We start from the raw sequence: 24927 nt of genomic DNA, 5'->3' as shown, positions 1-24927 counted from the left end.
GAGGCCATGCGCCGCCGCCTACTCATCGCGCTGACCGTGTTCGCCGCGATCGCGGTGCTGGCCTTCGCCGTCCCGCTATCGCTGACGGTCGCGACGAGCCGGACCCAGCAGCTGGTGCTCGCCCGCTCCGGCGACGCCGACCGGTTCGCGAATCTCGCCGCGGCCGCCTCGACCGCGGGCGACAGTCGCGCGCTGTCCGACGAGGTCGGCCGCTATCACGAGCTGTACGGCGAAAACGTGCTGGTGGTCGATGCCAAGGGCGCGACGACCGCCAATGGTGGCGCGAACATGGAAGATCCCGGTATCGCCGCCGCCGTGGCGGCGGCCCGGCGCAATCAGCGCCCGCACGCGGAGAACCAGCTGACGCCGTGGGGTGCGCCGACCATGCTCATCGCGCGCCCGGTCGGTACCGGTGTGCAGGTGAACGGCGCAGTGGTGATCGAGGCGTCGACCGCGCGTGCCCGTGCCGATATCGCGCAGACCTGGGCGTTGATCGTGCTCGGCGGCGTGTTCGCGATGGCGCTGTTCACCTTGCTCGCACTGACTTTGAGCCGCTGGGTGCTGCGCCCGCTCGCGGCGCTCTCGCACGCGGTCGCCGATCTCACCGCGACGCTGCCGAAGCCGCGAGCCGAGTCGCTCGCCGCGGCACATCCCGTGTCGATCGCCAGGCATCACGGCGGTCCGCCCGAAATGCGCGCCGTCGCGGAATCTTTCGACACGATGGCGCTTGCGGTCGCCGACTCGGTGGACGCGCAACGCCAGCTCGTCGCCGACACCGCGCATGCGATGCGGAACCCGCTGGCCGCCTTGATGATTCGACTCGACTCACTCGAGCACGCGGTACCGGCCAACGCGGCGAACACATTTCGTAGTGCCGGTGCGGAGGTCGAACGGCTGACCGCGCTGCTCGACGGTCTACTCGCGCTCGCCTCCGCCGAAACTCCCGCCGCATTCGATGCGGTCGGCCTCGAGGAAGTCGACGACCACCATTGCGACGCGGTACAGGTGGTCGCCGACCGCTTCGACGCGTGGTCCTCGGCCTATGCGGCCGCAGGTCAGGAACTGCATGTCAGCCCACCGATCGGACATGCCGACGTCGCGATTTCCGCCGACGTGCTCGCGCAGATTCTCGATGTGCCGCTGAGCAATTCATGCCGCTATGCGGGGACCGGCGCCAAGACCGTACTCACCGTCGCCGCCGAACCCGGCTGGGTCACCCTCACCGTCCACGACGACGGCACCGGTGTTCCCGCCGACGAGATCGACCGGCTCAGCACCCGCTTCTTCCGCGGCTCGACGGCCGTCAGCGGCGGCTCCGGACTCGGCCTGCCTATCGCTGCCGCCCTCGCGCAGGCCCGCGGCGGCACCCTCACCGTGGCGTCGGCGCACCCGCATGGCCTTGCTGTGCACGTCAGGCTGCCTGCGGCGGAGTCCGCATGATCACGCGCCTGGATCGGTTGGTGCGGCACCCTCGCCGTGACCGCGATCAACCTGCGCGGTCGTGCCGTGCAGATCAGGTGGCCGGCTGCGAAGTTCGTATGACCGAACGCTGGAACTGGTTGCGATTGGCGTGGGCAATTTCCGGGGCCGAGCGCGAATGCGGGGTGTCGCGGTGATGATGGGACGGCGTGGATTTCTCGCACTGACCGGCGTGGCAGCGGCGAGTGTCGCTGGATGCGGGCCGAGTAGCGGTGGGCCGCTCGTGCGGCTGGCTTCGGGTGAGGTGGGCGGGTTCTATTACGCGTTCGCGGGATTGCTGGCCGCCGCCGCGGCCCGGGTGGGGGACGTACGGATCGAGCGGATTACCACGTCGGGATCGCAAGAGAATCTGACGATGCTGGCGCGCGGACAGGTGGATGCCGCGCTAGCACTGTCGGATTCGGTGGGGGACACCACGGATCGGATGCTGGCGCTCGGCCGGGTATACGAGAACTACCTGCAGCTCGTGGTGCGGTCGGACAGCTCGATCGGGAGCGTCGCCGCACTGCGTGGTACCCGGGTGAGCCTGGGCGCGGACGGGTCAGGGGCGGCGTTGACCGGCGACCGAATCCTTCGGGTGGCCGGGCTGAATCCCGAGACAGACGTGCAGGTTTCGCATCGGCCGTTGCGAGAAGCGATGGCGGAGTTGACATCCGGGGCGGCGGACGCGCTGCTCTGGGCGGGCGGCGTGCCGACGAGCGTGCTGGAGATCCCCCAACGCATGCGCCTGGTCGACATGGGCGAGCTGGCGATGCCGATGCGTGAGCGATTCGGTCCGGTGTACGACCGGGTGGAGGTCCCCGCCGACGCCTATCCCGGCGGTGTCGCCGTGCACACCATCGGTGTGGCGAATTACCTGCTCGCCGCCGCGTCCATGCCCGACGACGTCGCCGCATCGATCGTGGAACTGCTGGTGTATCAAGCCGATTCGCTGGTGCCCACCGAGGCGGCGGGCACGCAGTTCCTGGACGGTCGTTCCCTCATCGGCACCGCGCCGGTCCCGCTGCACCCCGGTGCCGCCGACGTTTATCGCCGCTGGCACGGCTAGTAGCGACCAGCCGCACACACTTTGACGTCCCGCACACCGACTCGCCGCACTAACACGCGTGCGTATGTCAAAGGGTGTGCGGCGATGTCAGGAGCGAACCAGCCGGGCGATGGCGTCGGTGGCCTCTTTGATCTTCGCCTCGGCCTCGGGCCCGCCCGCTACCGCGGCATCGACCACGCAGTGACTGATGTGGTCCTCGAGCAGGCCCATCGCCACCGCCTGCAGCGCCTTGGTCATCGCGGAGACCTGGGTGAGGATGTCGATGCAGTACTTCTCTTCCTCCACCATGCGCTGCAGCCCGCGCGCCTGTCCCTCGATGCGGCGCAGCCGCTTGAGGTAGTCGTCCTTTGCGGTGATGTAGCCGTGCGCGGCATGATCGTGCGCGGTGTGGTCCTGTGGGGTGGGGGTCACCGTGTCTCCTCGCTGGCCGCCGGTCTGCGGGCGGACCGGAATCAATACCCCCCTAGGGTACAGTTTACCGGCTGACTTGTCAGGCCAGCGCCTGGTCCGCCGGGTCATGCGGGCGATCTGTCGAGCCGCCGGGCGCTCGGAGTTTCGATCCCCGTCGAGCAGCGGAGGCGCCGAGACGAGAGAATTAGTGCATGAGTTCGCATGCCAAGCCCGCGCTCGCCGTCATCGGCGGCAGCGGCTTCTACGATTTCTTCGACAACGAGGCGACAAACGTCGAGGTAGAAACCCCCTACGGGGCGCCGAGCGCGCCGATCGCGGTCGGCGAGGTGGCGGGCCGCCCGGTCGCCTTCCTGCCGAGGCACGGCAAGAATCACGAATTCGCCCCGCACACGCTGCCCTACCTGGCCAACATGTGGGCGCTGCGTTCGCTCGGCGTGCGCCGGGTGTTCGCGCCGTGCGCGGTCGGCAGCCTGCGCGCGGACTGGGGTCCTGGCACAGTGGCGGTGCCGGACCAGCTGGTCGACCGCACCTCCGGCCGTCCGCAGACCTATTTCGACGGCGGTGGCGTGCACGTCTCCTTCGCCGACCCGTACTGCGACGAGTTGCGCACCGCGACGATCAAGTCCGCCGACGAGGCGCTGCCGATGAAGGGCGCGGGCACGATGGTCATCGTGCAGGGGCCTAGGTTCTCCACCAGGGCCGAGAGCCGCTGGTTCGCCGGACAGGGCTGGGACCTGGTGAACATGACCGGACACCCCGAGGCCGTCCTCGCCAGGGAACTCGAGATGTGCTATGCCGCAGTCGCTTTGGTGACCGACCTGGACGCCGGACTCGAGGAGGGCCACGGTGTGCACGCGGTCGACGTCTTCGCCGAGTTCAAGCGCAACCTGCCGCCGTTCAAGGACCTGATCCGCCGCTCGGTGGCCGCGGTCACCGAAACCGACACCTGCGATCGCTGCCGCGTTCATACCGGGGTGTCGCTGCCCTTCGAGCTACCCTGACCCATGCGGGGTGCCGAACAAGGGTGCGGTGAATGAGAGTGCTGGTCACCGGCGCGGCCGGTTTCCTCGGAACACACGTGTGCAAGGCCGTGTCTTCCGCAGGGCATGAGGTAATCGCGATCGATCTGATGCTCGACGCTGTGCACGGGCCGGACGCGGAGCCGCCGGACGGCGTTTCGCGGGTGGACGTGCGCGACGCCGACGCGCTGGTGCCGCTGCTCGCGGGGATCGACGTCGTCGTGCATCTCGCGGCGGCCACCGCGGGCACCGGTCCGGCCGACTTCGCGGCACACAACGACCTCGGTACCGCGGCGCTACTCGGTGCCATGGAGCGGGCGAAGGTGCGGCGCCTGGTGCTCGCGTCATCGATCGCGGTGTACGGCGAAGGGCGCTATCGCAGCGTGCGCGGCGGGCCGTTCTTTCCTGGGCTGCGCAGGCGCGCTGACCTGGATCGGGCCCTGTTCGATCACCGGGCTCCGCGCACCGGGGACGTGCTGACCTGGGAGCCGGTGGGCGAGGACGCGCCGCTGCGCCCGCGCGGGAGCTACGGCGCGAGCAAGGTGGCGCAGGAAAACTACGCCTTCGCTTGGGGATTGAACGTCGGCGGCGCGGTGACCGCGCTGCGGCTGCATCAGGTCTACGGCGACGGCGCCCGCGCCGGGATGGTCGGCCAGGTGCGTGCCGCGCTGGACGAGGGACGCGCGCCACATGTGTTCGAGGACGGCGGGCAGGTCCGGGATTTCGTGCACGTGCGCGATGTCGCCTCGGCCGTGCTCGCGGCGATCGAGCGGGCGCTGCCCGGTTTCGTCGCGCTGAATATCGCGTCCGGGCGGCCGATCACGCTGTGGGAGGTCGCCTCGATCATGGCCAAGGCGTGCGGCGGTCCCGCGCCCGTTGTCACCGGGCAGTATCGGCTCGGCGACGTGCGCCATTTCGTCGCCGACCCCGAACGTGCCAGGCGGACACTGGGTTTCACCGCGATGGTGGCGCCGAGGCAGGGGCTTGCCGAGTTCACGGTGACTCCGGCGAAGGCTGACGTGACTCCGGCGAAGACCGACGTGGGTCAGGTGAAGGCCGACATAGGTCCGGCGAAGACCGAGGCGGGCCAGGCGAACGGTACGGCAGATCCGGCGACGGCCGAGCAGGCTCGTGCCGAGGCCGCGACGGCGGGCTGACGGCTCACCGTTCTCGCGGACGCTCGGTGATATCCAGCTGAATCAAGGCGAATTCGGGTGTCTCCGTTGTCCCGCCGGGTAGCGGGGATGCCGCGAGGTCGGCGACGAGCCAGTCACCGTTGTCGGTGGCCAGGCGCATCCTGGTCAGCGTCACGCGCTCGGTGCCGGAGCGGAGGTCGTTGCGGGCGAAGATGATTCGCTCCCGATCGTCCGGGTGCGGCACGGTGCGCTCATCGGTGCCGCGACCCCAGCGCAACCCGGGAACGGGTTCGGTGATCCACCGGATCAGCCGCACCTGGGCGAGGTCGACGATGGCGAGGTACAGGTTCGGCTGTGCGCCGCGTAGCAGGTCAAGGGTTGCCGCCTCGAACGATTTGCGCTGGGGTGCAACGCTTTCGGTGACATCGACGGCAAGGCCGAGCCAGCGATAGCGGTTCTCGTCGGGGTTGCGGGCGGCGAGCAGCAGCGTGCGCGGGCCGGTCCGCGCACGCACGGTCGCCGTGTCGAGCCACCGGTCGCCGGGTGTGGATCTGGCCAGTGTGGTGACGAGATCGAGTGCGCCGTCGAAACGTTCGATCATTTCGAAGGATTCGGCGCCGATCCAGACGATGCGGTCGTGCTCGAAATGCGGCCCGAGGTCGTGCGGGAGCGCCTCGATCCGCCGGGCGCGCGCGTCGACACCGAACGCGGCGACGCCGACCGGCGGCGGCGGATCGCCGGTGCCAACCCACAGGCGGACGGCATGCACGCGGCCATCGGGTCCGTGCAGCGGCACCACCAGGATGCGCTGGCCGGACCAGTTGTGCCGGGACCGCGGCAGTTGCTGATCGATGCTCGAGCCGGTGGTGTAGGCCGTGGCCACGAGGGACTGTAATCGCGGGGATACCGCGCGCTGGAACGACTTCCACTCGCGCGGCGCCGTACCGACCGCGAGCAGCGACCAGGTGTCGACATGTCCGAGCGTCTCGATGAGCAACCAGCGCCCGAGTATCACAAATCCCCCTCCCGAGTCGAACACTATGCCGCGGTCAGGCTGATAGCCAGTGCATATCGTGCCATGCGCAGTCTATTGACGGACCAAGTCCGGCCACGCCCGTTACGCTCACGCGGTGGACACTCCGTTGCGGCTCGAGGTCATCGTGGCCAGCGTGCGTCCGGAGCGGTTCGCTCCGGTGGTCGCCGACTGGTTCCTGCGCACATTAAGCGCGCACGCCGAATTCGATACCGGCGTAATAGATCTGGCCGACACCCGCCTGCCGACCGACCTCACCGACACCCCCGAGGTCGAGGCCTACCGAGCCCGCCTTGCCGCCGCGGACGCCTTCGTCGCGATCACCTCCGAGTACAACCACGGCTACCCGGCCGCGCTGAAGACCGCCTTCGACACCGCCAAACACGAATGGCGTGCCAAGCCGATCGGTTTCGTCTCCTACGGCGGACTCTCCGGCGGGCTGCGGGCCGTGGAGCAATTGCGTCAGGTGGTAGCCGAGATCCACATGGTCTCGATCCGGGAAGCCGTCAGCTTCCACCAGGCCAAGCGCCAATTCGACGCCGCGGGCGAAACCAAGGACGGCGCCGCCATCGACGCCTCGGCCCGCATGCTCCGCCAGTTGTCCTGGTGGGCAACAACTCTGCGCACCGCCCGAGCAGCCGACCCCTACCCCGGCTGATCACCACTCGCCGCGCACCGGTTATGCCGCCGCGCACGAAATCGTCGGCGAATTCGTGCGCGGCGGGTCAGCTGGTGCGCGACGTCAGCTGCCAGCGCCGACCGGTGCACGGCGGCCGCGGGGGTGACCGATGTAGGTGGCCTCGCGGGGGATGGAGACGAGGGTGAGGTCCACCTGGGCGGTGCCGGTGCGCAGGATGACGTGGTTGCCGATGGCCGAGGGCTGGTGGATGGAGAGGTCGGGGCGGGTGGCCGGCCAGCCCATCGGGTCGCCGGTCACGTAGATCGTGGTGACACCGGCGTGCGGGGCGGGGGCGAGGACGCCGTCGACCACGGTCGCGGTGAAACCCGCGTCGGACTGGTGGGTTTCGACCGCGAGGGTGAGCCGCTCTGGATTGCCGATGGTGGTGACCAGGTTCTCCCAGGCGTGCGCGCGATCGGTGCGGATCAGGACACGTTCGCCGACCGCGAGCGCGCGGAACACCAATTGCTGTGCGAGATACAGCTCGCCGGCGACGTAGACGGTCGAGATGCCCGCGCCGACGATGCGGACCGCGACGCCGTTGCCCTCGTCGTCGGAGCCGATCAGCTGACCGCAGCCCGAGGACGGCAGGTGCAGCGCGTCGATCACGTCGATCGGGTATTCGCTCATCGGGACGGTGGCGTCGACGCCGGGCACGGCCAGCGGCAGGTGCGCGAGCAGCCCGTCACGGTGTCGCCCGTTCATCGACACCATGCCGGAGAGTTTGCTGCGCTCGGGCAGTTCGCGCGCGGTGAGCCGCCAGGCGGCGCCGATGCTCACCGACTCCGCCGAGCTGCCCGGCCGCAGCCGCACCGCGACCGTGGTGCCGCGCGACGGGGCCACCCACAGTTGCGCGAGCAGATCCGAGCCGAGTCGCTTCGGGTCGACGGCCATGCCGATGTTCACGCTGTTGCCGATTTCGGCGAAGCGCCAACGATGTTCGAGGGTGCGCGGATCGAAGCCGCTGGTGATCTGCAGGACCGCCTTGCGGATTTCCGGTGCGGTCAGGATGCGGGCGTTGCAGTCGGCGTCCTCGAGCGCGCGCATGATGCGCTGGGTCGCGATGGTGACCGCGCGCGAGGCGCCCTCCGCGCCGCCGCCGCGCCGGGCCGCCGCCTCCGGACAGGCCACCGCGTCGAAACTGATCGCCAACCACACCGTGCGATGCGCGGTGGCGGGCAGCGGCCCGAGCAACGATTCGTAGATCTTGCCCGCGGGCGTGCCCGACCTGCTGCGGTGTCCGTGGCTGACGATGTCGATGCCGCTGAGCAGGATGTCGTGCTGGTTGAGGCATTTCGCCAGTTCCGGCAGCGGAAGCAGGTGCGAGGCGTGCACGGTGTTGCGGGCGATCCTGGTCAGCCCGCCGGGCGGGGCAAGCACCTCGACGACCGTGACCACCCGGCTGCCCTCCCAATACAGCCCGAGCGAACGCCCGTCGGTGCCGCGGAAGTCGACGGTCTGGCCGATCGTGTACTCACGCTTGGTGAGGTAGCGCCACCAGGTCGCGATCCAGTCGAGCACGGTGCGCTTGGCGATCGGGATCAGCGGGATCAGCGCGACGACGATGCCGACCCCGAGCGCGATCAGCGGCGGTAGCCCGGCGACCAACGCCACCACGCCCGCGATAAACCCGATGACCTGCGCGATCAACAGATTCTGCAGCGAGATTCGGCCAAGCAGCGGCCGTGGTCCCGCCCCGGCAGGTTCCGCCATCGTCGTCCCCCAAGTACCCGGTGTCGGCCGATTAGTAGTGGCCGAGCTGAACAAGAGTCCTCGGGAACTGTACTGTGTTGCGCGAACGTGAGCACTGTTCGGGGGAGGAATAATGCCTTCAAAACCCACCACTCGATGGCAGGTGAGCGGCTACCGCTTTCTGGTCCGCCGGATGGAGCACGCCCTGGTCCGCCGGGACGTGCGGATGCTGCACGACCCGATGCGCTCGCAATCGCGAGCCTTCGCGGCCGGGCTCGTCTTGGCGGTCGTCGTGTTGGCCGGTTGCGGTGTCCTCGCGCTGCTGCGCCCGCAGGACAAGATCGGCGACAACAAGATCCTGATCGCGAAGGAATCCGGCGGCGTCTATGTGCAGATCGACAACGTCGTATACCCCACCCTCAACCTCGCCTCGGCCCGTCTCGCCGCTGGCGACGCGTCCAAACCCACCATCGTCAAGGACTCCGAGCTCGGCAAGAAGCCGCGCGGGCAGCTGATCGGCATCCCCGGCGCGCCCGGCTCGCTGATCTTCGATAAAGCGGGCAAGGGGCGCAGCTGGACCGTCTGCGATTCGCTGAAGACCGACGGCAGCGACGACCGCACCACGTCGGTGCTGATCGGCGACCTCGATCTCAGCGACAAGGCCTCGCCGATGGGGAACGACCAGGCGCTGCTGGTGAAGGGCAAGGACGCGACCTACCTGGTGTGGAACAACACGCGGGCTCGGGTCGACATGACCGACCCGTACGTCACCGATCCGTTGAACATTCGCGGGGCGACGCCGCGGCCCATCAGCGAGGGGCTGCTGAACGCCATCCCCGAGGTGTCGCCGATCGTGCCGCCGAAGATCGACGATCCGGGCGGGATCCCCAACGGCTACTCGATCGGCAATCTGAAGATCGGCACGGTAGTTCAGCGGTCCGGCAAGGCAGACCAGAACTACGTCCTACTGCGTGACGGATTGCAGCAGATCAACCCGCTGACCGCCGCGATCATCCGCGTTTCGCAGCGCAACCCCGACCACGGCACGGCGGTCAGCGACAACGAGGTGACCCTGCCGCCGCCGTCCAAGGCATTGAAGGTGGACACCTACCCGGTGACCGCGCCGACCATCGTCCAGTCCACCGCTCGTCCGGTCAGCTGCTTGTCGTGGAAGCCGATCGCAGGGGCGGCGGGCAACGCCGATGTCGTTGTGCGCGCGAACCTTTCGGTGATCGACGCGACCGACCTCCCGATGCCGGCCAACGCCAAGCTGGTTCCGCTCGCGCAGGCCGACGGCAAGGGCGACAACGTCGACTCGGTGTACTTCAAGCCGGGCTCGGGCGCGTTCGTCCAGACCACCGGCATCGAACCGGACAGCCGCCGCAAGGACAGCCTGTTCTACGTCGCCGACACCGGCGTCCGCTACGGCATCAAGAACAATGATTCGGCGAAGGCGCTCGGGATGGACGTCGAAGGTGGCGTGACACCGGAACCGGCGCCATGGCCGATCGTTGGTCTGCTCGCCGGTGGACCGACCATGGGCCGCGAGGAAGCCATGGTCGCTCACGACGGCGTCGCACCCGATCCGAACCCAGCCAAGCAGCCGGTCGCCGCCGCGAAGTAGCCGACTAACGGCCTTCCGCGCCAACGGAATTCGGGTTGTTCGCGTGTAGTGCGGCCACCTCGGCACGCAACGCGCGGATCTCGTCGACGAGCACGTTGATCTCCCGGTCGGTGCGATCGGCGCTCTCCTCGACGGTCTTCAGCTGATCGATCACCCAGCTGGTCGTTGTGCCGATGGCGAAGGAGATCAGGCCGATGCCGACGGTCATCAGCACCAGCGAGATCAGCCTGCCTTCGACGGTGACCGGGTAGATATCGCCGTAGCCGACCGTGGTGACCGAGACGGCCGACCACCACAGGGCGTCACCGAAGTTCGACACCTTGCTGCCCGGCGCGCCGTACTCGGCGTCGAAAAAGGCCAGGCTGCACAGGAACATGATCAGTGCCGAGCTGGCGCCGACGAACACCGACAGCCGGGTCCGGCGGGTCAGCGTGTGCCGGTTCAGGGTGCCGAGCACCAGCACGGCCGCCCGCACCAGCCGCAGCGGCCGAAACGGCGGCACGATCACGATAAGCAGTTCCAGCGGATGGGTCCGCAGGAAATCCCAACGGCGAGTGGACAATCCGAAGCGCATCAGAAAGTCGACCGCGAAAAGCCCCCAGATCACCACATCGACCCGGCCGAGCCACGCATCCAACTGCGGCGACGCGCCGGTATCGAGCACGAACCAGGCGTAGACGCCGAGGAACAACAACGCGAGCACCACCATCGGCACCCCGGTGGCCCGCTCCCACGCCTGTCGACGGCTCGGCCGCTTGATAGCTGATGTGGCGCTTGGCGTTTGCTCTTGCTGCTCCATGGGAAATACCTGCGTTGATCGACTCCGGCACCCGGTGTACCGCAGTGTGCCGTGCAGACGCTACCTGGCGCTCAGCCGATATCCGGTGACCTCGCGTGAGTCGCCGAGCCGTATGGTCCCGCTGCTACATGTCGTCGCCGGTGATGCCGAATCTGCGCCGGATCGGGAAGGACGCGAGCAGGCCGAGGGTGAGCAAGAGCGCGACGGTGCCGCTGCCGATCAGGGCGACATTGCGGGCTCGGTTGTCCGGCGGGGTCGGCGGCGCGGGTACCGCTAGTTGTACCTGCTTCGGCGCGGTCGGGCGTTTCGGCGGCAGTGGTTTCGTCGTTTCGGCGGTGAGGGCCGCGACCGGATCGATCGCGCCGTAACCGATGTACGGATTCCAGCCTTCGGCCGGGGCGTGCGCGGTGGCCTCGACGCGCTTGATGACGTCGACCGCGCTCATTTCCGGGAAACGGGCACGGACCAGCGCGACTATGCCGGACACGTAGGGTGCGGCAAAGCTGGTGCCTTCGAGCGGGACATTCTGGTCTCGGTCATAGATGCCGGTGATGGTGCCGCTGCTGCGTGCGTCGAGCGAGACGATGTCCTCTCCGGGCGCGGCGATGCCGACCCAGGGGCCAGGCACCGTGAACTTCGACGGTGCGCCGTCCTTGTTGATGGATCCGACGGTAAGGACGTAGTCGTCGAAACGCGCGGGCGTGACGTTGGTCGTCACGTTCTTCCACGGGTCACTGTTCGGATGGAGCGGATTGATGACGTCCGGGTTGCCCGCCTTGCAGTTCTTGTCGGTATTGCCCGCGGCAACCACGACCACGGAATTCCGCTCCAGGGTCGCGTAGCGCACGGCGGCACCGACCGCGTTGTCGGCGGGTTGGGTGCTGCCTGGTACGCACAGGACCAGTGAGATGTTGATGACCGAGGCATTCATATCGGCGGCCCGGCGAATGGCGGAGGCGAGCGCGTTGATGTCGCCGTAGCCGTCCGGCGGATCTTCCGGCCTCTTGTCCTGTCGACCCGGGGTTTCGTAGAACCTGCTGGTTTGCCGGATCGACAGTATGCGAGCCTCGGGTGCGACACCGGAAAAGCCTTGTCCGGCTACCGGTTTCGCGCCGATGATGCCGGCGACGACCGTCCCGTGTCCGTCGCAGTCCTCGCTGACGCCGTCGCCGGGGTCGGCAACGTAGTCACCGCCTGCTTGCAAATCGGGCAGCCGAGGGTGGCGGGTGACCCCCGTATCGATGACCGCGACGAGTTGACCTTCGCCGCGGGAGAAGTCCCACGCGCGTTTGAGGTTGAGCGCGAGCTGCGGCAGCGGAGTGGCGGGGCCGTCGCCGCCCTGCTGGGTGGACGCGCATGGCGTGTTGGCCGGATGTTCGGTCTTGGTCGGCGGTCGTGCCGGGTCGCCGGGTGGCAGCGCGCCAGGGTCGACCGGCGGCGGCCGATCGGCGTATGCCACACCCTGACTCGCGCCGAGCCCGAACGACAAACTCATCGCGAGCACCGCCGCCGCCGCGCCGGTGCGCAGGATCCGGTTCACAGCCCGCGGACGAGGGAGTAGAGACCGGCTACCCAGAAGACCAGGGGGAGGACGGCGGCTACGAAGGCGTATTCGAGTAGTTCGACGCCGCGGCGCATCGGCGGGGTGGCCGACTGGTTCGGGATGATGATGCCGAGGATCAGGGCCGCGATCAGGATGACCATCGCGATGCCGAAGACCGCGAGCGGCTGGTCCATCTCGAAACCGGCCGCTACCAACATGATCAGCACGATGCCGGCGCCGCCCGCGATGAGCACGACGGCTTGTTCGGCGCCCGCGTAGGTGCGGCTGCGGAACATCAGGACCGCCGCGCAGACCAGGGCCAGCGCGATGCCCTGCCAGTACTGGTCGTCGGCCATCGGGTCGGTGGCGGCCAGCGCGCCGACGACGGTGACCAGGGTGGTGGCGGCGACCAGACCGGCCAGGTACATGCGGGCGCGCTCGGACTTCACCCGCAGCGCCTCCATCGTCGGCAGGGCGCGGTGATCGTCGGGGTCGTCCTCGGTCGGGTCGATCGGGGTGCCCGGCGAGGGGACCGGCGGCAGCGGCAGCTTGGCGAGCAGCATGGAGATGCGCGGTCCCATGGCGAGACCGGCGAGCCCGAGTGCCGCGGCGCCCGCGCCGATCGCGTGTTCCGGTTGCGCGGTGAGCAGGCCGACCAGCGCGGCGGGTACCGCGTAGGCCGCGAGGGTGGTCGCGCCGATGAACAGCGCGAGGCCGACACCGCTGACCCGCCACGCCAATACGGCTGTGGCACCGAGCAATACGGAGCCGAGCAGGATATGCGGCCAGCCGTAGTGCTCGGGCACGTAGAGCATGCCCGCGGTGAAGGCGGTCGGTAGCGAGCAGCCGCCGAGCACCAGCGCGGTCGAGGTGTCGCCGTACATCCGGCTGAGCACCATGGCCGCGACCACGAGCAGGATCGTCACGGCCAGCGCGACCGAACCGCTGACCCAGTAGGGCAGCGAGCCTGGAGCGAGCAGCAGGCCGAGACAGCCGACCAGCATGGTGAGCGCGGCGAGCACCGAACCGGTGATCCGCGCGACCTTCGGGGTCCAGCTGCGGTAATGGTCGGTGTCGGCGATCGCGACGTTGTACATGATGTCGTCGAACAGCGGCGTCGGCGCGGTGTGCGAGGCGCTCTCCAGCATGAGCAGCTCGCCGTCACGGACACCGTGCTCGCCGAGGCTGAGCGAATTGGAGAACGGCGGATGACCGATCCGCGCGAGCACCCACTCGGCGGGCTCGAAGCGCTCGCCCTCGTTGTCGAAGTCGTTGGTGCGGCTGTGCTGTGCGACCATGTCGACGACGCTCGGGATCACCAGCGCGACAGGCACGTCGACCGGGATCGCCATATCCACCTGGGTGTGTTTGGCGAGGATGGTCACCCGGGCGAGATCCGGTGCGCGGACGATGCCGTGCGAGGAGTTTTCATCGATGTGGTCGAGTCGCGCGTGCGTCAAGCTTCCCCCAACTGGTCTTCTACCTCGTATTTTCGCAAACCCGAGAGCCGACGTCGAGTTTGCGAACCCACGGTTCGGGCAGCAGAATGCTGGTCGAACTGTACGACATGTCGGCCACGGCCTCTACACTGAGCCGGAATCACAGCAGTCGAGGAGGGGGATTCTCGCACCATGAGGGAGCGTAGCGACCGAATCATGTGCCAGCGTGCTGTGCACATTCCGGAACCGAGCGCTAGCGAGGTGCAGGAATGAGTACCGTCCGGTTCCAGCGCAGGGCGCGCAGGGAGATGCCGCGCTCGCCTGGTGGTGAGGTCACCCTGCAGCCGCCGCCCGAGATCCCTCGGGTGACTCCAGGCAGCCTGCTGATGAAGCTGATGCCGGTCGTGATGATCATCGGCATGGTCGGCATGATGGCGCTGATGTTCACCCAGGGCGGTGGCATCGGGTCGAACCCCATGAGCATGATGTTCCCGCTCATGATGATGTTCTCGATGGTCGGCATGTTCGCGGGTCAGGGCGGCGGCAAGGGGGCGAAGGCCGCCGAGGCGAACGAGGACCGCAAGGACTATCTGCGCTATCTGGACCAGGTGCGCCGCGACGTCGACAACACGGCGACCCAGCAGCGCGCCTCGGTCGAATGGAGCCACCCCGAACCCACCCTGATCTGGATGCTCGCTGGCACCAGCCGGATGTGGGAGCGCCGGGCCGGCGACAAGGATTTCTGCCACGCGCGCATCGGCGTGGGTGGTCAGCGGCTGGCGACCCGTCTGGTCGCGCCGGAGACCGGACCGGTCGAAGAGTTGGAGCCGATCGCGGCCGTCTCGCTGCGCCGTTTCGTGCGCGCGCACTCGACCGTGCCCGACCTGCCGACCGCGATCGCGGTCAAGGGCTTCGCGACCATCGCCCTCGACGGCGATCGGGTCGAGGCCAGGGATATGACGCGCGCGATGCTGTTGCAGCTCAGCATGTTCCAGGCGCCGGACCAGGTGCTGTTCGCGGTGGTCTGCGGTCCGGACACCGCGCGCGAGTGGGAGTGGACCAAGTGGCTCCCGCACACCCAGCACCCCGACGCGCAGGACGGCATCGGCACCCAGCGCATGTTCTACGGCTCGATCAGGGAGGCCATGGCCGGGTTGCAGCCGCTGCTCGGCAACCGGGTCCGTTACTCGCGTAATCAGCCGGCCAACGCGAACATGGTGCACATCGTCATCATCGTCGACGGCGGCCTACTCGAGGCCGAGGACGATCAGCTGCGCGAATCCGGCTACGAGGGCGTCACCATCATCGACCTGTGCGGGTACGCACCGCGGTTGGCGGTATCGCGCGGCATCAAGATGATCGTGGAGAACGGCGAGTGTGTCGGCCGCGGCGCGACCGGCAACCAGGAGCGTTTCGCGCTGATCGACCGGATCAGCCCGCAGCAGGCGCAGCAGGTGGCCCGCAGGCTCGCGCCGTATCGCGCGGCGACCCAGCGCAGCAGCGACGTGGAAACCGATGACTCCGAGGTCATTTCGACCTGGAGTCAGCTGATGGGCCTCGGCGATATCGGCATGTTCAATCCCGAACACGCCTGGCGCCCGCGCTACGGCCGGGAGCGGCTGCGGGTGGCCTTCGGCGTCGGCGCCGACGGCCTGCCGGTCGAACTCGATATCAAGGAAGCCGCCGAGAACGGCATGGGCCCGCACGGGCTGTGCATCGGCGCGACCGGTTCCGGCAAGTCGGAGTTCCTGCGCACGCTGGTGCTCAGCCTGCTCGCCACGCACTCGCCGGACCAGCTCAACCTGGTGCTCGTCGACTTCAAGGGTGGCGCGACATTCCTCGGGCTGGACAGCGTGCCGCATGTCGCGGCCGTCATCACCAACCTGGAGGAAGAAGCCGACCTCGTCGATCGGATGAAGGACGCGCTGGCCGGTGAGATGAACCGCCGCCAGGAGGTGCTGCGCGCCGCGGGCAACTTCGCCAACGTCTCCGAATACGAGAAGGCCCGCGCGGCGGGCGCCGACCTCGACCCGCTGCCCGCGCTGTTCGTGGTGCTCGACGAGTTCTCCGAACTGCTCACCCAGCACCCGGATTTCGCGGAACTGTTCGTGATGATCGGCCGCCTCGGCCGCTCGCTGCACGTGCACCTGCTGCTCGCCTCGCAGCGCCTCGAAGAGGGCAAGCTGAAGGGCCTGGAGAGCCACCTTTCCTACCGGATCGGCCTGAAGACCTTCTCCGCCAACGAATCCCGTCAGGTGCTCGGCGTGCCCGACGCCTACAACCTGCCGAACAACCCCGGTGGCGGCTACTTGAAGTCGGACTCCGGCGAGATCGTCCGTTTCCAGGCGTCCTATGTCTCCGGCGCGTACGTCGGCGGCGGTTCGCAGCGCGATATCACCGTCGCCACCCAATCCGGCGATATCGATATCAAGGCGCGGCCGTTCACCGCCACCCACGTGGATTTCCGTGCGATCGACCGTGTTCCGCTGCCCGCCGAGTCCAACGAGACCGAGCAGCAGGGCGACGACGGCGAACAGGTCTCCAACGTGCACATGCTGGTCTCGCGGATCAACGGCCACGGCCGTCCCGCGCACGAGATCTGGTTGCCGCCACTGGATGAGGCACCGACGCTCGACCAGCTCATCCCGCGCTCGATCCTCACCGGCGAGTACGCCGCGGTGGCCACGCTGCGCGCGCCGATCGGCATCGTCGACCGGCCCTATGACCAGCGGCGTGACCCGATGGTCGTCGACCTGTCCGGTGCTCGTGGCAACGTCGCCGTCGTCGGCGGCCCGCAGTCCGGCAAGTCGACCGCGCTGCGCACGCTGATCATGGCCATGTCGCTGACGCACACCGCCGAGCAGGTGCAGTTCTACTGCCTCGACTTCGGTGGCGGCACGCTGATGAGCCTGCAGGGTCTGCCGCATGTCGGTTCTGTCGCAAGCCGATTGGACGGAGACCAGGTCCGGCGCACCGTCGCCGAGATGACCACCATCGTGCGGACGCGTGAGGCGCGGTTCCGGCAGCTCGGCATCGAATCGATGACCGAGTTCCGCCGCCTGCGCGCCATGGATCCGTCGAGCAGCCCGGCCGCGACCGGTGCGCACGAGGATCCGTTCGGTGACGTGTTCCTGGTGATCGACGGCTTCGGCTCCATTCGCCAGGACTTCGAGCTGCTCGAACAGACGATCATGAACCTGGCCGTGCAGGGTCTGTCCTATGGCGTGCACATCGTCATCGCGCTGGCCGGGTGGCGGGAGGCGCGGCCGGCGCTGAAGGATCAGATCGCCACCAGAATCGAACTGCGACTCGGTGATCCGATGGATTCCGACCTCGGCCGCAAGTTCGCCTCGATGGTCCCGCAGGCCCGACCGGGTCGCGGTATGACGCCGGACTGCCTGCACATGCTGACCGGCCTGCCGCGCATCGATGGCAGCTCGGACCCGACCGATATCGGCCAGGCCGTCGGCGACGCGGTCGCGACCATCGCCCGCTTGACGCCGGGCCGCCCGGCGCCGCCGGTGCGCATGCTGCCCGAGGAACTGCCGCGCGAGCAGATGCTCTACCTGGCTGGGAATTGGCCGTCCCAGGTCGACCAGTCGGCGAAGTGCATGCGATTCCCCATCGGTATCAACGAAGCTGAGTTGGCCCCGGCCTACCTGGATTTCGCCGTGACCCCGCACTTCATCGTCATCGGCGACACGGAGTCGGGAAAGACGACGCTGCTGCGCTCCATCGTCGACGGCATCTGCGCGTCGAACACTCCGGACCAGGCGCGGATCATCATGGGCGACTACCGGCGCTCCATGCTCGGGATAGTGCCGGAGGGCTACCTCGCCGGATACGGCTCGACCGCATCCCAGTTCACCCAGAACATGGCCGATCTCGCGGCGTACGTCAGCAACCGGTCACCGGCCCCGGATGTGACGCCGCAGCAGCTGAAGGATCGCTCCTGGTGGAGCGGGCCCGAGCTGTACGTCATCATCGATGACTACGACCTGGTGTCCACGTCTAGCGGTAACCCGGTTCAGGCTTTGCTGGAACACCTGGCGCACGCTCGTGACCTCGGCTTCCATCTGATCATCGCCCGGCGCTCGGGTGGCGCGGGTCGCGCCATGTTCGAGGCCACGCTGGCCAGGATGAAGGACCTCACCGCGGCTGGCCTGATCATGAGTTGCAGCCGTGACGAGGGTGTGCTGATGGGTACGACGCGGCCGAGCCTGATGCCTCCGGGGCGCGGCACGTATGTCGCTCGAAACTTCGAGGGTCTGATTCAGACGGCCTGGATGCCGCAAACCTGATGTCCACCGTCGAGCTGGTGGTCACCGAGACGCGCGTGTGGGCGCGTGGCGCGACGACGCACTGGGACATGCCGCCCTCGATCGTGTTGGGTAGCAACGGGTTCGATCTGGTGGTCGGTGAGTCGCTGACGCCGCCGACGCAGGTGAGTTCCGCGGTGCAGTACCTGCCCGCCGAGGCGGTCGCGTTGCTGCCGCGCGTCCCGTCCGTCATCGACGGATTGATCGCGGTGTTCGCCGCCGTGCTGGAGAACCTGCGCGTCGTCGCGCCGTGCGAGCGGATCACCCTGATCTGCCCGACCGAATGGGGTGCGCCGCGTCGCTCGGTGCTCGACCAGGCGGCTCGTCGCTTCACCTCGGATGTCGTGTTCGAGGAGTTGGCGGTGCGGGCCGTCGCGGCGGACGAGGGCACCAGCCACAGTCGGCGCACGCTGGTGCTGGAGTTCGGCGCCCTGACCACCACGGCGACCTCGGTCATTCGCAGTCATCAGGGCGTGCACATCGAATCCTGTGAGCACGCGCCAACTCTCGCGCTCGCCGAGATACTGCCGGAATCGCGGGGCTACACCGAGCTGTGCGCGCTGATCGATCGACTGCTGGACGGCCAGCCCGCCGACCTCGCGCAATCCGTCGGTGTCACCGATGCGGGCAAACTCGACCTGCTCCGCGCGGCCGTACAGCAGCGGTGCGGGCCTGGTGTCGGATTGCGGGCGCTCACCGGGCCCGATCTCATTCGCGGTCACCAGACCGAACCGCTCCATCAGCCGGAGTCGCCGTCGGCGCTGTCGCAGACCGAGTGGATGCAGCCGCTGCGCGAACGCGCCGCCGCTCAGCAGCCCCGCCGTGGCGGTCTCGGGTATGTGGGTGCCGCCATCGCCGCGGTGGTCGTGGTTGCCGCCGCTGTCGTCGGTGGCGTTGTGCTCCTGAACCGGTCCGATGACACCCCGGTCGCCGCGCCCGCCACCTCGGCGCCGAGCAGGGGAGCGGCGCCGAGCAGCACCGCCGCCGCGCCCAGCACCACTGCCGCGGGGCCGGAAACGTATGGCCGCATCCGCTTTCAGACCCCGGATGGCTGGCATATCGCATCGGCCCCCGACGCGAACGGTAAATCCCGGGTAGATCTGTCTCCGAACGACGGCGCCCGGCTACGTGTCACTGTGACGCAAACCCCGGTTGCTCCGGACGCGAGCTATGAGCAGGTTGCGGCGAAACTCGAGACCCAGATGAGCCAGCGCCAAGACGGGGTGATGTCCGATCTGAAACGGGACGTCGTCTACGGTGGCCGCTCGACTCTCGCCTACACCGAACGTCCCGGCGACGGCTCAACGGTTCGCTGGCATGTGCTGGTGGAGTACGGAATTCAGGTCAGTATCGGCTGTCAATACACCGATAACGATTGGCAGTCTTTATCGACTACGTGTGGGAACTTCGGTAGTTCGGTCCGCGTGATTCAGTGAATTCTGGTGCGCAGCACAATCACTGACGCGCACAGAGAACCTCGACCCACATAATTCGGGCCCCCGACGACGTGCGCGTCGGGGGCCCGAATTGGCCGAGACAGGATCTCAGAAAAGGCCTGCGAGGCTGGTGTCGGTGCTCTGCAGGTCCGAGTTGCCGGTGCTGACGGCCCGGCCAGCGGTCTCCAGCGTGGCGTTCAGCTGGGTGACGCTGGTGTTCCACTGCGTCTGGAGCTGGGCGAACGCGTCGTTGGCGTCACCCTTCCAGTAGTTGGTCACGAAGTCGGTGACCTGCTTGTGGAAGTCCTCGAGCATGCTCGAGATGTTCTTCGCTTCGGACACGATGGACTGGGCGCCAGCCTCAACCGAGCCGAAGTTGGAGGAAATGGTGTCTGGATTGTTGGCTGCCATCTGGAGCTCCTTTGGTATCTGGTGGTTCGGCTGATCGATCAGGGAAGCGTCAGGCTGGAGGCCTGCTGCGATACCTGCTGGGCAAACTGCTCGTCCTGCGCCGCGAAGGACTTGCCGGCCTTGCGGAGGTTGTCGGCGGTCTGGTCCAGTGCGTCGTTCAGCTTCCGCGCCTGGGCAAAGTAGTTGTCCATGAGCGTGTCGAACGCCGCCCGTGCCTGGCCTGTCCAGGTCGCGGTGGTCTCGTCCGACCGCGTGTTCAGCGCGGTGATCGCGTTCTGCAGCGCGATGTGACGATCACTGCAGTTTTGCGCGAACTTCTCGATGACGATGTGGTCCGCTTGAAGCTGTCCTGCCATTTTCGGCTCCTTCTCGGTTTCCCGTCTCGGCCAACGGCAGAAGCCCCCAGTTGGCCTGTACATCTGATTGGACGCTCGATAGGTCTGATCGGTTCCATCCGACTCGAGAAAATTTGGATCTCCCCCTACGGAGATCAGACCCCAGTGTCCTTTGCCGTGCTCATCCATGGTGTCGGTGCCGCGTATGGGCCGCTCAACAGGTCACGGACGTAGTCATCTTGGCATGCTTGCGTTGCCAGCGCTCGGCTCCCCTCCTTCCCCCTGCTCGCTGGTGTCTTGATTGGCGAGTGGGCTGGCTGCGTATACCTTACCCAACCACTATGGCTCCCGCTACAGCAGATTGCGGGTATATCGGCAGTAAAGGGTCGGTGCTGTTGGCGGGGCCGGTGCGCTACTGGCTGTTGGCGAGCAAAGCGTACTGAGCCGCCGCACGCTGCTGTGCGTCCTGCAGTTGAGTGCCCCAGACGTAGCCGACGTAGTTGCGATAGCGAACGGCGCAAACCCAGTCCTTGACGTATATCTTTGTCGGAATCTCGGCGCATTTGCTGTCCGGCACATTCGACGGTGCCTGGCTGGTATCCGGTGCGTCGAGAATCGTCGACCACAGCGCTTTGGCCGAGTCGATATCCCGCGCTCGGATCAGGATGGCTCCGTCGAGGAACCTGCTGATCCCCTTGCCGAAGCTTTGCGCGATGCCCCTGGTGTAGCTGTTCGTTGTCGGCGAGTAGGCGTCCGATAAGACGAAACGTTCGCCGTTCGCGTAAAGATCCTTCGCCGCCGCGCGGTCGGTCTGCCAGTGCAGAAATCCTTGCAGTTCGTATGCCGCGAGGCCGCCGACATCGGGAACACCGAGCTTGCTCGGATTGAGGACTCGGCGGATCAGGCCCTCGGGGTCGAGGTCCAATCGCAAGGTCTGTTCGGCCGACAGTGGTGCGAGCGTGTCGAGCATCGGCAACTGTGCTGTGTACACCTTCTCGACAAGGTCGGTCAGATCGGCGAGGACAGGCTGGGATGTGGCGATGAATGTAGTGACCACATAGCTTCCGTGCGCGATGGCCGAACCTATCGTCGGTGTTCCTGGACGCCAATGAGAATGCGCCAGCGGGTATTTCGTGAGTTGCACGCGCTCGTTCTGGTCCGGCGCAATAGCGAAATCGGTCTCTTCGAATTCGGCCGCCGCTCGTTCGGCGGACTCGGCGTCCGGAAATTGCATGACGGCCACGGTGGTGAGCGTCGAGTCCGGCGGCACGGCCACGGCTGGCTCAGGCCGGAAATCGCTACTGCCGGAAGCGAATCCGAACAGTATCTTGTTCCGGGCCGCGATCGGCACACTCTGTTCCGCGAGGACGTTCTTGACATCATCGGGTGTGGTGATTTGCTGCACGCCGGTGCCGTAGCGCAGCTTGGCGTCGATATCGATGCCCGTCACCACATGGTTGGCCAGGCGCGATATGGCCAGTGCGGTCCCGCTGCGCAACGAGTGCTGAAATTCGTCGTAGGAGTCGAGTGGCTCCGTGGAGTATTGGCCGACATCGAGTGCGCGGACGTCTATCTCGCCGGGCCGCGGTGTCCCTGCCATCGGTGCGCCGCACCCGGCGATGACGAATAGCACGAGAGCAGCGGATGCGTGCCGGATACGGAGGTCGACCATGCGACTCACTTCGCCTTCGCGAGAATCGCGTACTGCGCCGAGATCCGTTGATACACATCGAACAGCTGATTCGACCACACCTCCGCGGTGTATCGGTCGTAGGAAACTATGCAGTGAAACCTGGTGGTCAACACATCCTTTGGGCGGTACTCGCGACAGCGCGCATCGGGAAGATTCTTCGGCGGACCGATCCGGCGATACAGCTTGCTCGGTGCGCTGTGGCCGTCTCGAATAAGCTGTGCGCCTTTCGGATTCTCGGCGCGGTACAGGTGTCCGGCGTTGTACGCCAACCAGTCGACGCCGGCCTCCTCGAACAGTTTCTTGTCCCGTACCGGATCGCTACTCAGATTCAGCGCGCCCGTGCGGTCGTACAGGCCGGGTGGGTTGCGAAAACCATCTTCGTTCGGCCGCGGCAGTGAGCGGCCGAGCATGCCGTCGTGGTCCATCGGGACATCGGTCAGCTTGTCCGGCGGTGTCGGATGGAACTCGCGCAGCCGGGCGCCGACCGTATCGAGGCTCTTCTCGACGAGCGAGACCATGGCGGGTAGATCGGTGGTGTCGACCGTGATCTTGGCTTGGTCCTTGACCTCGGTGTAGATCACATACTGTCCGCTGGCCTGGAACGAGTGCAGCTCCTGTGTCCCCGGTTTCCAGAACGCGAGAGCGTCTCGGTGCGTGCCGATGCCGACCGGTTCGCTCAAGCCGCGCTGTGTCGCGACGGCCTGTGCGAGCGTCGCGGCGGCCGACGTGGCGGATTGCTGATCGGGAAAAAGCAGCACTGTGTTGGAGAGGGAGGTGGCGATCAAAATATCGTTTTCGGTGTACGCCAGGCTATAAAAACCGGCTATGAAGCCTGGTGCGTTCGCCTTGAAATCGTCAGCGGAAAGGTCGAGGTGGTACAGGGTTTCGATGAACGCGAGCACCGGGCTGGTCTCGGAGTAGGGCTGGGCGGTGAACCGAGGGTCGATGTCCATCGGCAGCGGGACAAAGCTGCTGAGACGCTGGCCTTCGTTGAGTCGCGCGCGGTCGAAACCAGGCTTGCCGATCTCGCGTGGCGCGGTCGCGTAGCTGCCGACGTCGAGCTGGCTGATGTCGACGGCGGGCGGCGATGCCGGGGAGTCCGACCCGCATCCTGCTATGCCCGCAGCCAGGACGGCCAGGCCGGCGGCCAGCGCTCTGCGCGGTCTCCGCATCGTTTCCTCCCTCAGCGACGAGCGGACTACTTCACGCGCTTCTGCAGCAGCGGGACCAACTTGTCGAGGAGGGTCTGCTCCGAGTTCGGCGTCCAATTGCGGAATGCGGCTACGGCTTCGGGATCGTCGAGCGGGATGACGGTGGCCCTGGTACCCGCGACCTCGGAGGGCAGGCCGCGCAGCCCGCCGCCGCCGGCGTCTTCGTCGGTGCGCACCGCGAGGACGTAGCCGTCGGATGCCACCTCGAGCGAGTCCGCCGATTTCATCGGCCGCGGCGATGGTTCGCCGCCCTGTGCCACGTAGCTGAAGTTGTAGACAAAGCCCAGGTCCTCGAGGAACTTCGACTGTGCGGTGCCGCCAAGGAAGATCGAGACCGGTTTGCTCGCGTTGACCGAATGTTGCACGTCCACCACCGTGATGGTCTTGCCACGGAAGGCCGGATTAGTGGCGCGGGCCTGCTCGATCGACGGCAACGCACTCGCGGCGACCGTAGCGCTGGCCGCGGTGGTGGCGACGGCGGTGCCCGGTTTGTCGGTACCGCCGAGCCCCCATATTCCGAGGCCCGCTGCCAGCGCGACAACGACGACACCGGCGCCGGCTCCGATGACCCATCGCCTGCGCGAGCTCGGCGCCGCCGCCAGCGGGTGCGGCCCCGAAAACACAACGCGTGGATCGGTATTCGGCCGTGGATCGAAGGCCTGAACGGGATAGGTGGTCGAGGTGTTCGTCGGTGCCGGGATATAGCCGGGGGATAGCGCACTCGCGGCCGCGTCGGTGAACTCGCGGCAGGTGTTGAAACGTTCGGTGGGATCTTTCGCCATCGCTTTGGCGATGACGTGATCGATGGCCGGCGGCAGGCCTGGATCGACCGCGGTGGCCAGCGGCGGTGGCTCGTGCAGGTGGCCCATCATGACCAGCGCGGGTTGCGTTGCCGGATAAGGGTTCCTGCCGGTGAGCAGCTTGAAGAAGGCGCAGGCCAGGCTGTAGATATCGGCCCGGTGGTCGAGGTACCCGCCGACCAGTTGCTCGGGCGGGGCGTAGGCGATGGTGGCGACGAAGCTGCCGGTCTGGGTGAGTTCGGTGGTGTCGTCGTTGGACTTCGCGACGCCGAAATCCGTTAGCAGCACGCGTTCTTCGTCGCCCTCGGTGGAGGAGAGCAGGAAGTTGGCCGGCTTGACGTCGCGGTGCAGCAAGCCTTTTCGGTGCGCGTAGTCGAGGCCCTTGCCTACTTCGGTGGTAATGCGTAGTGCGCGTAGCGGATTCATCGCCCGCTTGTCGCGGGCCAATTCGGCGGAGGCGTCGGTGCCGTCGACGTACTGCATGGCGATCCACAGCTGACCGTCTTCTTCACCTCGGTTGTAGACCGAGACGATGTTCGGATGGTCCAGGCCCGCGGCGAGGTTGGCCTCGCGCTCGAAGCGGGTGCGGAACTCGTGGTCGTTGCTGAGTTCGCCGCTGAGCACCTTCAACGCGTCCATGCGCGGCAGGCTGGGATGTTTGGCCAGGTAGACCGTGCCCATGCCGCCCGCGCCGAGCACGCCCTGGACGCGGTACCCGCCCACGATGGTGCCGGGGCTTATCGCCATGATCCACAATCTCCTAGTTGGTGCTCCCCTCGCGGCAGCATACTGGACCGGTCGGAATGCGATGGTGGCGTCG

General features: G+C 67.3%; 19 protein-coding genes. 8 read left to right on the top strand and 11 right to left on the bottom strand.

From position 1 onward, the window contains the following. Positions 1 to 6 precede the first annotated feature (6 nt). Both OG203_RS20375 and OG203_RS20370 read left to right on the top strand, forming a co-directional pair. Positions 7 to 1440, top strand: a complete 1434-nt coding sequence (locus OG203_RS20375) for a sensor histidine kinase (RefSeq protein WP_405167222.1) — start codon at positions 7 to 9, stop codon at positions 1438 to 1440. 175 nt (positions 1441 to 1615) lie between these two features. Then, positions 1616 to 2527: a TAXI family TRAP transporter solute-binding subunit gene (locus tag OG203_RS20370; protein ID WP_405167221.1), complete on the top strand. Its 912-nt coding sequence runs from the start codon at positions 1616 to 1618 to the stop codon at positions 2525 to 2527. An 87-nt stretch (positions 2528 to 2614) separates the two neighbouring features. On the opposite strand, the gene OG203_RS20365 is transcribed toward OG203_RS20370, so the two are convergent. Next, positions 2615 to 2938, bottom strand: a complete 324-nt coding sequence (locus tag OG203_RS20365) for a metal-sensitive transcriptional regulator (RefSeq protein ID WP_357386312.1) — start codon at positions 2936 to 2938, stop codon at positions 2615 to 2617. A 191-nt stretch (positions 2939 to 3129) separates the two neighbouring features. Here OG203_RS20365 and OG203_RS20360 point away from each other — a divergent pair, with 191 nt between their 5' ends. Both OG203_RS20360 and OG203_RS20355 read left to right on the top strand, forming a co-directional pair. Beyond that, positions 3130 to 3939 carry an S-methyl-5'-thioadenosine phosphorylase gene (locus OG203_RS20360; RefSeq protein ID WP_405167220.1) on the top strand — a complete coding sequence of 270 codons (810 nt, stop codon included), beginning with the start codon at positions 3130 to 3132 and terminating at the stop codon, positions 3937 to 3939. 32 nt (positions 3940 to 3971) lie between these two features. Beyond that, the gene (locus OG203_RS20355) at positions 3972 to 5114 is read left to right on the top strand and encodes an NAD-dependent epimerase/dehydratase family protein (RefSeq protein ID WP_405167219.1); all 1143 of its coding nucleotides are present in this window, start codon (positions 3972 to 3974) and stop codon (positions 5112 to 5114) included. A gap of 4 nt (positions 5115 to 5118) precedes the next feature. On the opposite strand, the gene OG203_RS20350 is transcribed toward OG203_RS20355, so the two are convergent. Continuing rightward, complete coding sequence (locus tag OG203_RS20350; RefSeq protein ID WP_405167218.1) at positions 5119 to 6090, bottom strand: GAF domain-containing protein; 972 nt, start codon at positions 6088 to 6090, stop codon at positions 5119 to 5121. Between the two features lie 133 nt (positions 6091 to 6223). Between OG203_RS20350 and OG203_RS20345 the strand changes: the two genes are divergently transcribed. After that, positions 6224 to 6784, top strand: a complete 561-nt coding sequence (locus OG203_RS20345; RefSeq protein ID WP_405167217.1) for an NADPH-dependent FMN reductase — start codon at positions 6224 to 6226, stop codon at positions 6782 to 6784. A gap of 84 nt (positions 6785 to 6868) precedes the next feature. On the opposite strand, the gene eccE is transcribed toward OG203_RS20345, so the two are convergent. Further along, positions 6869 to 8518, bottom strand: a complete 1650-nt coding sequence (gene eccE, locus OG203_RS20340; protein WP_405167216.1) for a type VII secretion protein EccE — start codon at positions 8516 to 8518, stop codon at positions 6869 to 6871. A 112-nt stretch (positions 8519 to 8630) separates the two neighbouring features. Here eccE and eccB point away from each other — a divergent pair, with 112 nt between their 5' ends. Next, positions 8631 to 10121: a type VII secretion protein EccB gene (eccB, locus tag OG203_RS20335; RefSeq protein ID WP_405167215.1), complete on the top strand. Its 1491-nt coding sequence runs from the start codon at positions 8631 to 8633 to the stop codon at positions 10119 to 10121. A gap of 4 nt (positions 10122 to 10125) precedes the next feature. Here the strand turns inward: eccB and OG203_RS20330 are convergent, their stop codons facing one another. From OG203_RS20330 to eccD, 3 genes are all read right to left on the bottom strand, one after another. Further along, entirely contained in the window at positions 10126 to 10920 is a 795-nt protein-coding gene (locus OG203_RS20330) for a potassium channel family protein (RefSeq protein WP_405167214.1), read from the bottom strand. Positions 10921 to 11044: 124 nt separating this feature from the next. Further along, positions 11045 to 12460 carry a type VII secretion-associated serine protease mycosin gene (gene mycP / locus OG203_RS20325; RefSeq protein WP_405167213.1) on the bottom strand — a complete coding sequence of 472 codons (1416 nt, stop codon included), beginning with the start codon at positions 12458 to 12460 and terminating at the stop codon, positions 11045 to 11047. Then, entirely contained in the window at positions 12457 to 13923 is a 1467-nt protein-coding gene (gene eccD / locus OG203_RS20320; RefSeq protein WP_405167212.1) for a type VII secretion integral membrane protein EccD, read from the bottom strand. Before eccD ends, mycP begins: the two co-directional genes overlap by 4 nt. A 248-nt stretch (positions 13924 to 14171) precedes the next feature. Here eccD and eccCa point away from each other — a divergent pair, with 248 nt between their 5' ends. Both eccCa and OG203_RS20310 read left to right on the top strand, forming a co-directional pair. Then, positions 14172 to 18203 (top strand): type VII secretion protein EccCa, encoded by a 4032-nt coding sequence (eccCa, locus tag OG203_RS20315; RefSeq protein WP_405167211.1) that lies wholly within the window; start codon positions 14172 to 14174, stop codon positions 18201 to 18203. Beyond that, a complete protein-coding gene (locus tag OG203_RS20310; RefSeq protein ID WP_405167210.1) occupies positions 18203 to 19657 on the top strand; it encodes a type VII secretion-associated protein in 1455 nt (484 codons plus the stop codon). Before eccCa ends, OG203_RS20310 begins: the two co-directional genes overlap by 1 nt. Before the next feature lie 108 nt (positions 19658 to 19765). On the opposite strand, the gene OG203_RS20305 is transcribed toward OG203_RS20310, so the two are convergent. From OG203_RS20305 to OG203_RS20285, 5 genes are all read right to left on the bottom strand, one after another. After that, a complete protein-coding gene (locus OG203_RS20305) occupies positions 19766 to 20068 on the bottom strand; it encodes a WXG100 family type VII secretion target (RefSeq protein WP_405167209.1) in 303 nt (100 codons plus the stop codon). Positions 20069 to 20106: 38 nt separating this feature from the next. Next, positions 20107 to 20424: a WXG100 family type VII secretion target gene (locus OG203_RS20300; protein WP_405167208.1), complete on the bottom strand. Its 318-nt coding sequence runs from the start codon at positions 20422 to 20424 to the stop codon at positions 20107 to 20109. A gap of 391 nt (positions 20425 to 20815) precedes the next feature. Next, entirely contained in the window at positions 20816 to 22003 is a 1188-nt protein-coding gene (locus tag OG203_RS20295; RefSeq protein WP_405167207.1) for a hypothetical protein, read from the bottom strand. Positions 22004 to 22080: 77 nt separating this feature from the next. After that, complete coding sequence (locus OG203_RS20290) at positions 22081 to 23268, bottom strand: hypothetical protein (protein ID WP_405167206.1); 1188 nt, start codon at positions 23266 to 23268, stop codon at positions 22081 to 22083. 26 nt (positions 23269 to 23294) lie between these two features. After that, positions 23295 to 24854: a serine/threonine-protein kinase gene (locus tag OG203_RS20285; RefSeq protein ID WP_405167205.1), complete on the bottom strand. Its 1560-nt coding sequence runs from the start codon at positions 24852 to 24854 to the stop codon at positions 23295 to 23297. Positions 24855 to 24927 lie beyond the last annotated feature (73 nt).

Source organism: Nocardia sp. NBC_01499, assembly GCF_045040275.1.
Classification (GTDB): Bacteria; Actinomycetota; Actinomycetes; order Mycobacteriales; family Mycobacteriaceae; genus Nocardia.
This window is presented reverse-complemented; position numbering and strand designations above follow the sequence as displayed.

What these genes read in the sequence shown, in the direction of transcription:
- eccE (WP_405167216.1), bottom strand. Translation starts at nt 8,518, where the DNA reads ATGGCGGAACCTGCCGGGGCGGGACCACGGCCGCTGCTTGGCCGAATC.
- eccCa (WP_405167211.1), top strand. Translation starts at nt 14,172, where the DNA reads ATGAGTACCGTCCGGTTCCAGCGCAGGGCGCGCAGGGAGATGCCGCGC.
- eccB (WP_405167215.1), top strand. Translation starts at nt 8,631, where the DNA reads ATGCCTTCAAAACCCACCACTCGATGGCAGGTGAGCGGCTACCGCTTT.
- OG203_RS20310 (WP_405167210.1), top strand. Translation starts at nt 18,203, where the DNA reads ATGTCCACCGTCGAGCTGGTGGTCACCGAGACGCGCGTGTGGGCGCGT.
- OG203_RS20300 (WP_405167208.1), bottom strand. Translation starts at nt 20,424, where the DNA reads ATGGCAGGACAGCTTCAAGCGGACCACATCGTCATCGAGAAGTTCGCG.
- OG203_RS20295 (WP_405167207.1), bottom strand. Translation starts at nt 22,003, where the DNA reads ATGGCAGGGACACCGCGGCCCGGCGAGATAGACGTCCGCGCACTCGAT.
- OG203_RS20370 (WP_405167221.1), top strand. Translation starts at nt 1,616, where the DNA reads ATGATGGGACGGCGTGGATTTCTCGCACTGACCGGCGTGGCAGCGGCG.
- OG203_RS20330 (WP_405167214.1), bottom strand. Translation starts at nt 10,920, where the DNA reads ATGGAGCAGCAAGAGCAAACGCCAAGCGCCACATCAGCTATCAAGCGG.
- OG203_RS20290 (WP_405167206.1), bottom strand. Translation starts at nt 23,268, where the DNA reads ATGCGGAGACCGCGCAGAGCGCTGGCCGCCGGCCTGGCCGTCCTGGCT.
- OG203_RS20375 (WP_405167222.1), top strand. Translation starts at nt 7, where the DNA reads ATGCGCCGCCGCCTACTCATCGCGCTGACCGTGTTCGCCGCGATCGCG.
- OG203_RS20355 (WP_405167219.1), top strand. Translation starts at nt 3,972, where the DNA reads ATGAGAGTGCTGGTCACCGGCGCGGCCGGTTTCCTCGGAACACACGTG.
- OG203_RS20360 (WP_405167220.1), top strand. Translation starts at nt 3,130, where the DNA reads ATGAGTTCGCATGCCAAGCCCGCGCTCGCCGTCATCGGCGGCAGCGGC.
- OG203_RS20305 (WP_405167209.1), bottom strand. Translation starts at nt 20,068, where the DNA reads ATGGCAGCCAACAATCCAGACACCATTTCCTCCAACTTCGGCTCGGTT.
- OG203_RS20285 (WP_405167205.1), bottom strand. Translation starts at nt 24,854, where the DNA reads ATGGCGATAAGCCCCGGCACCATCGTGGGCGGGTACCGCGTCCAGGGC.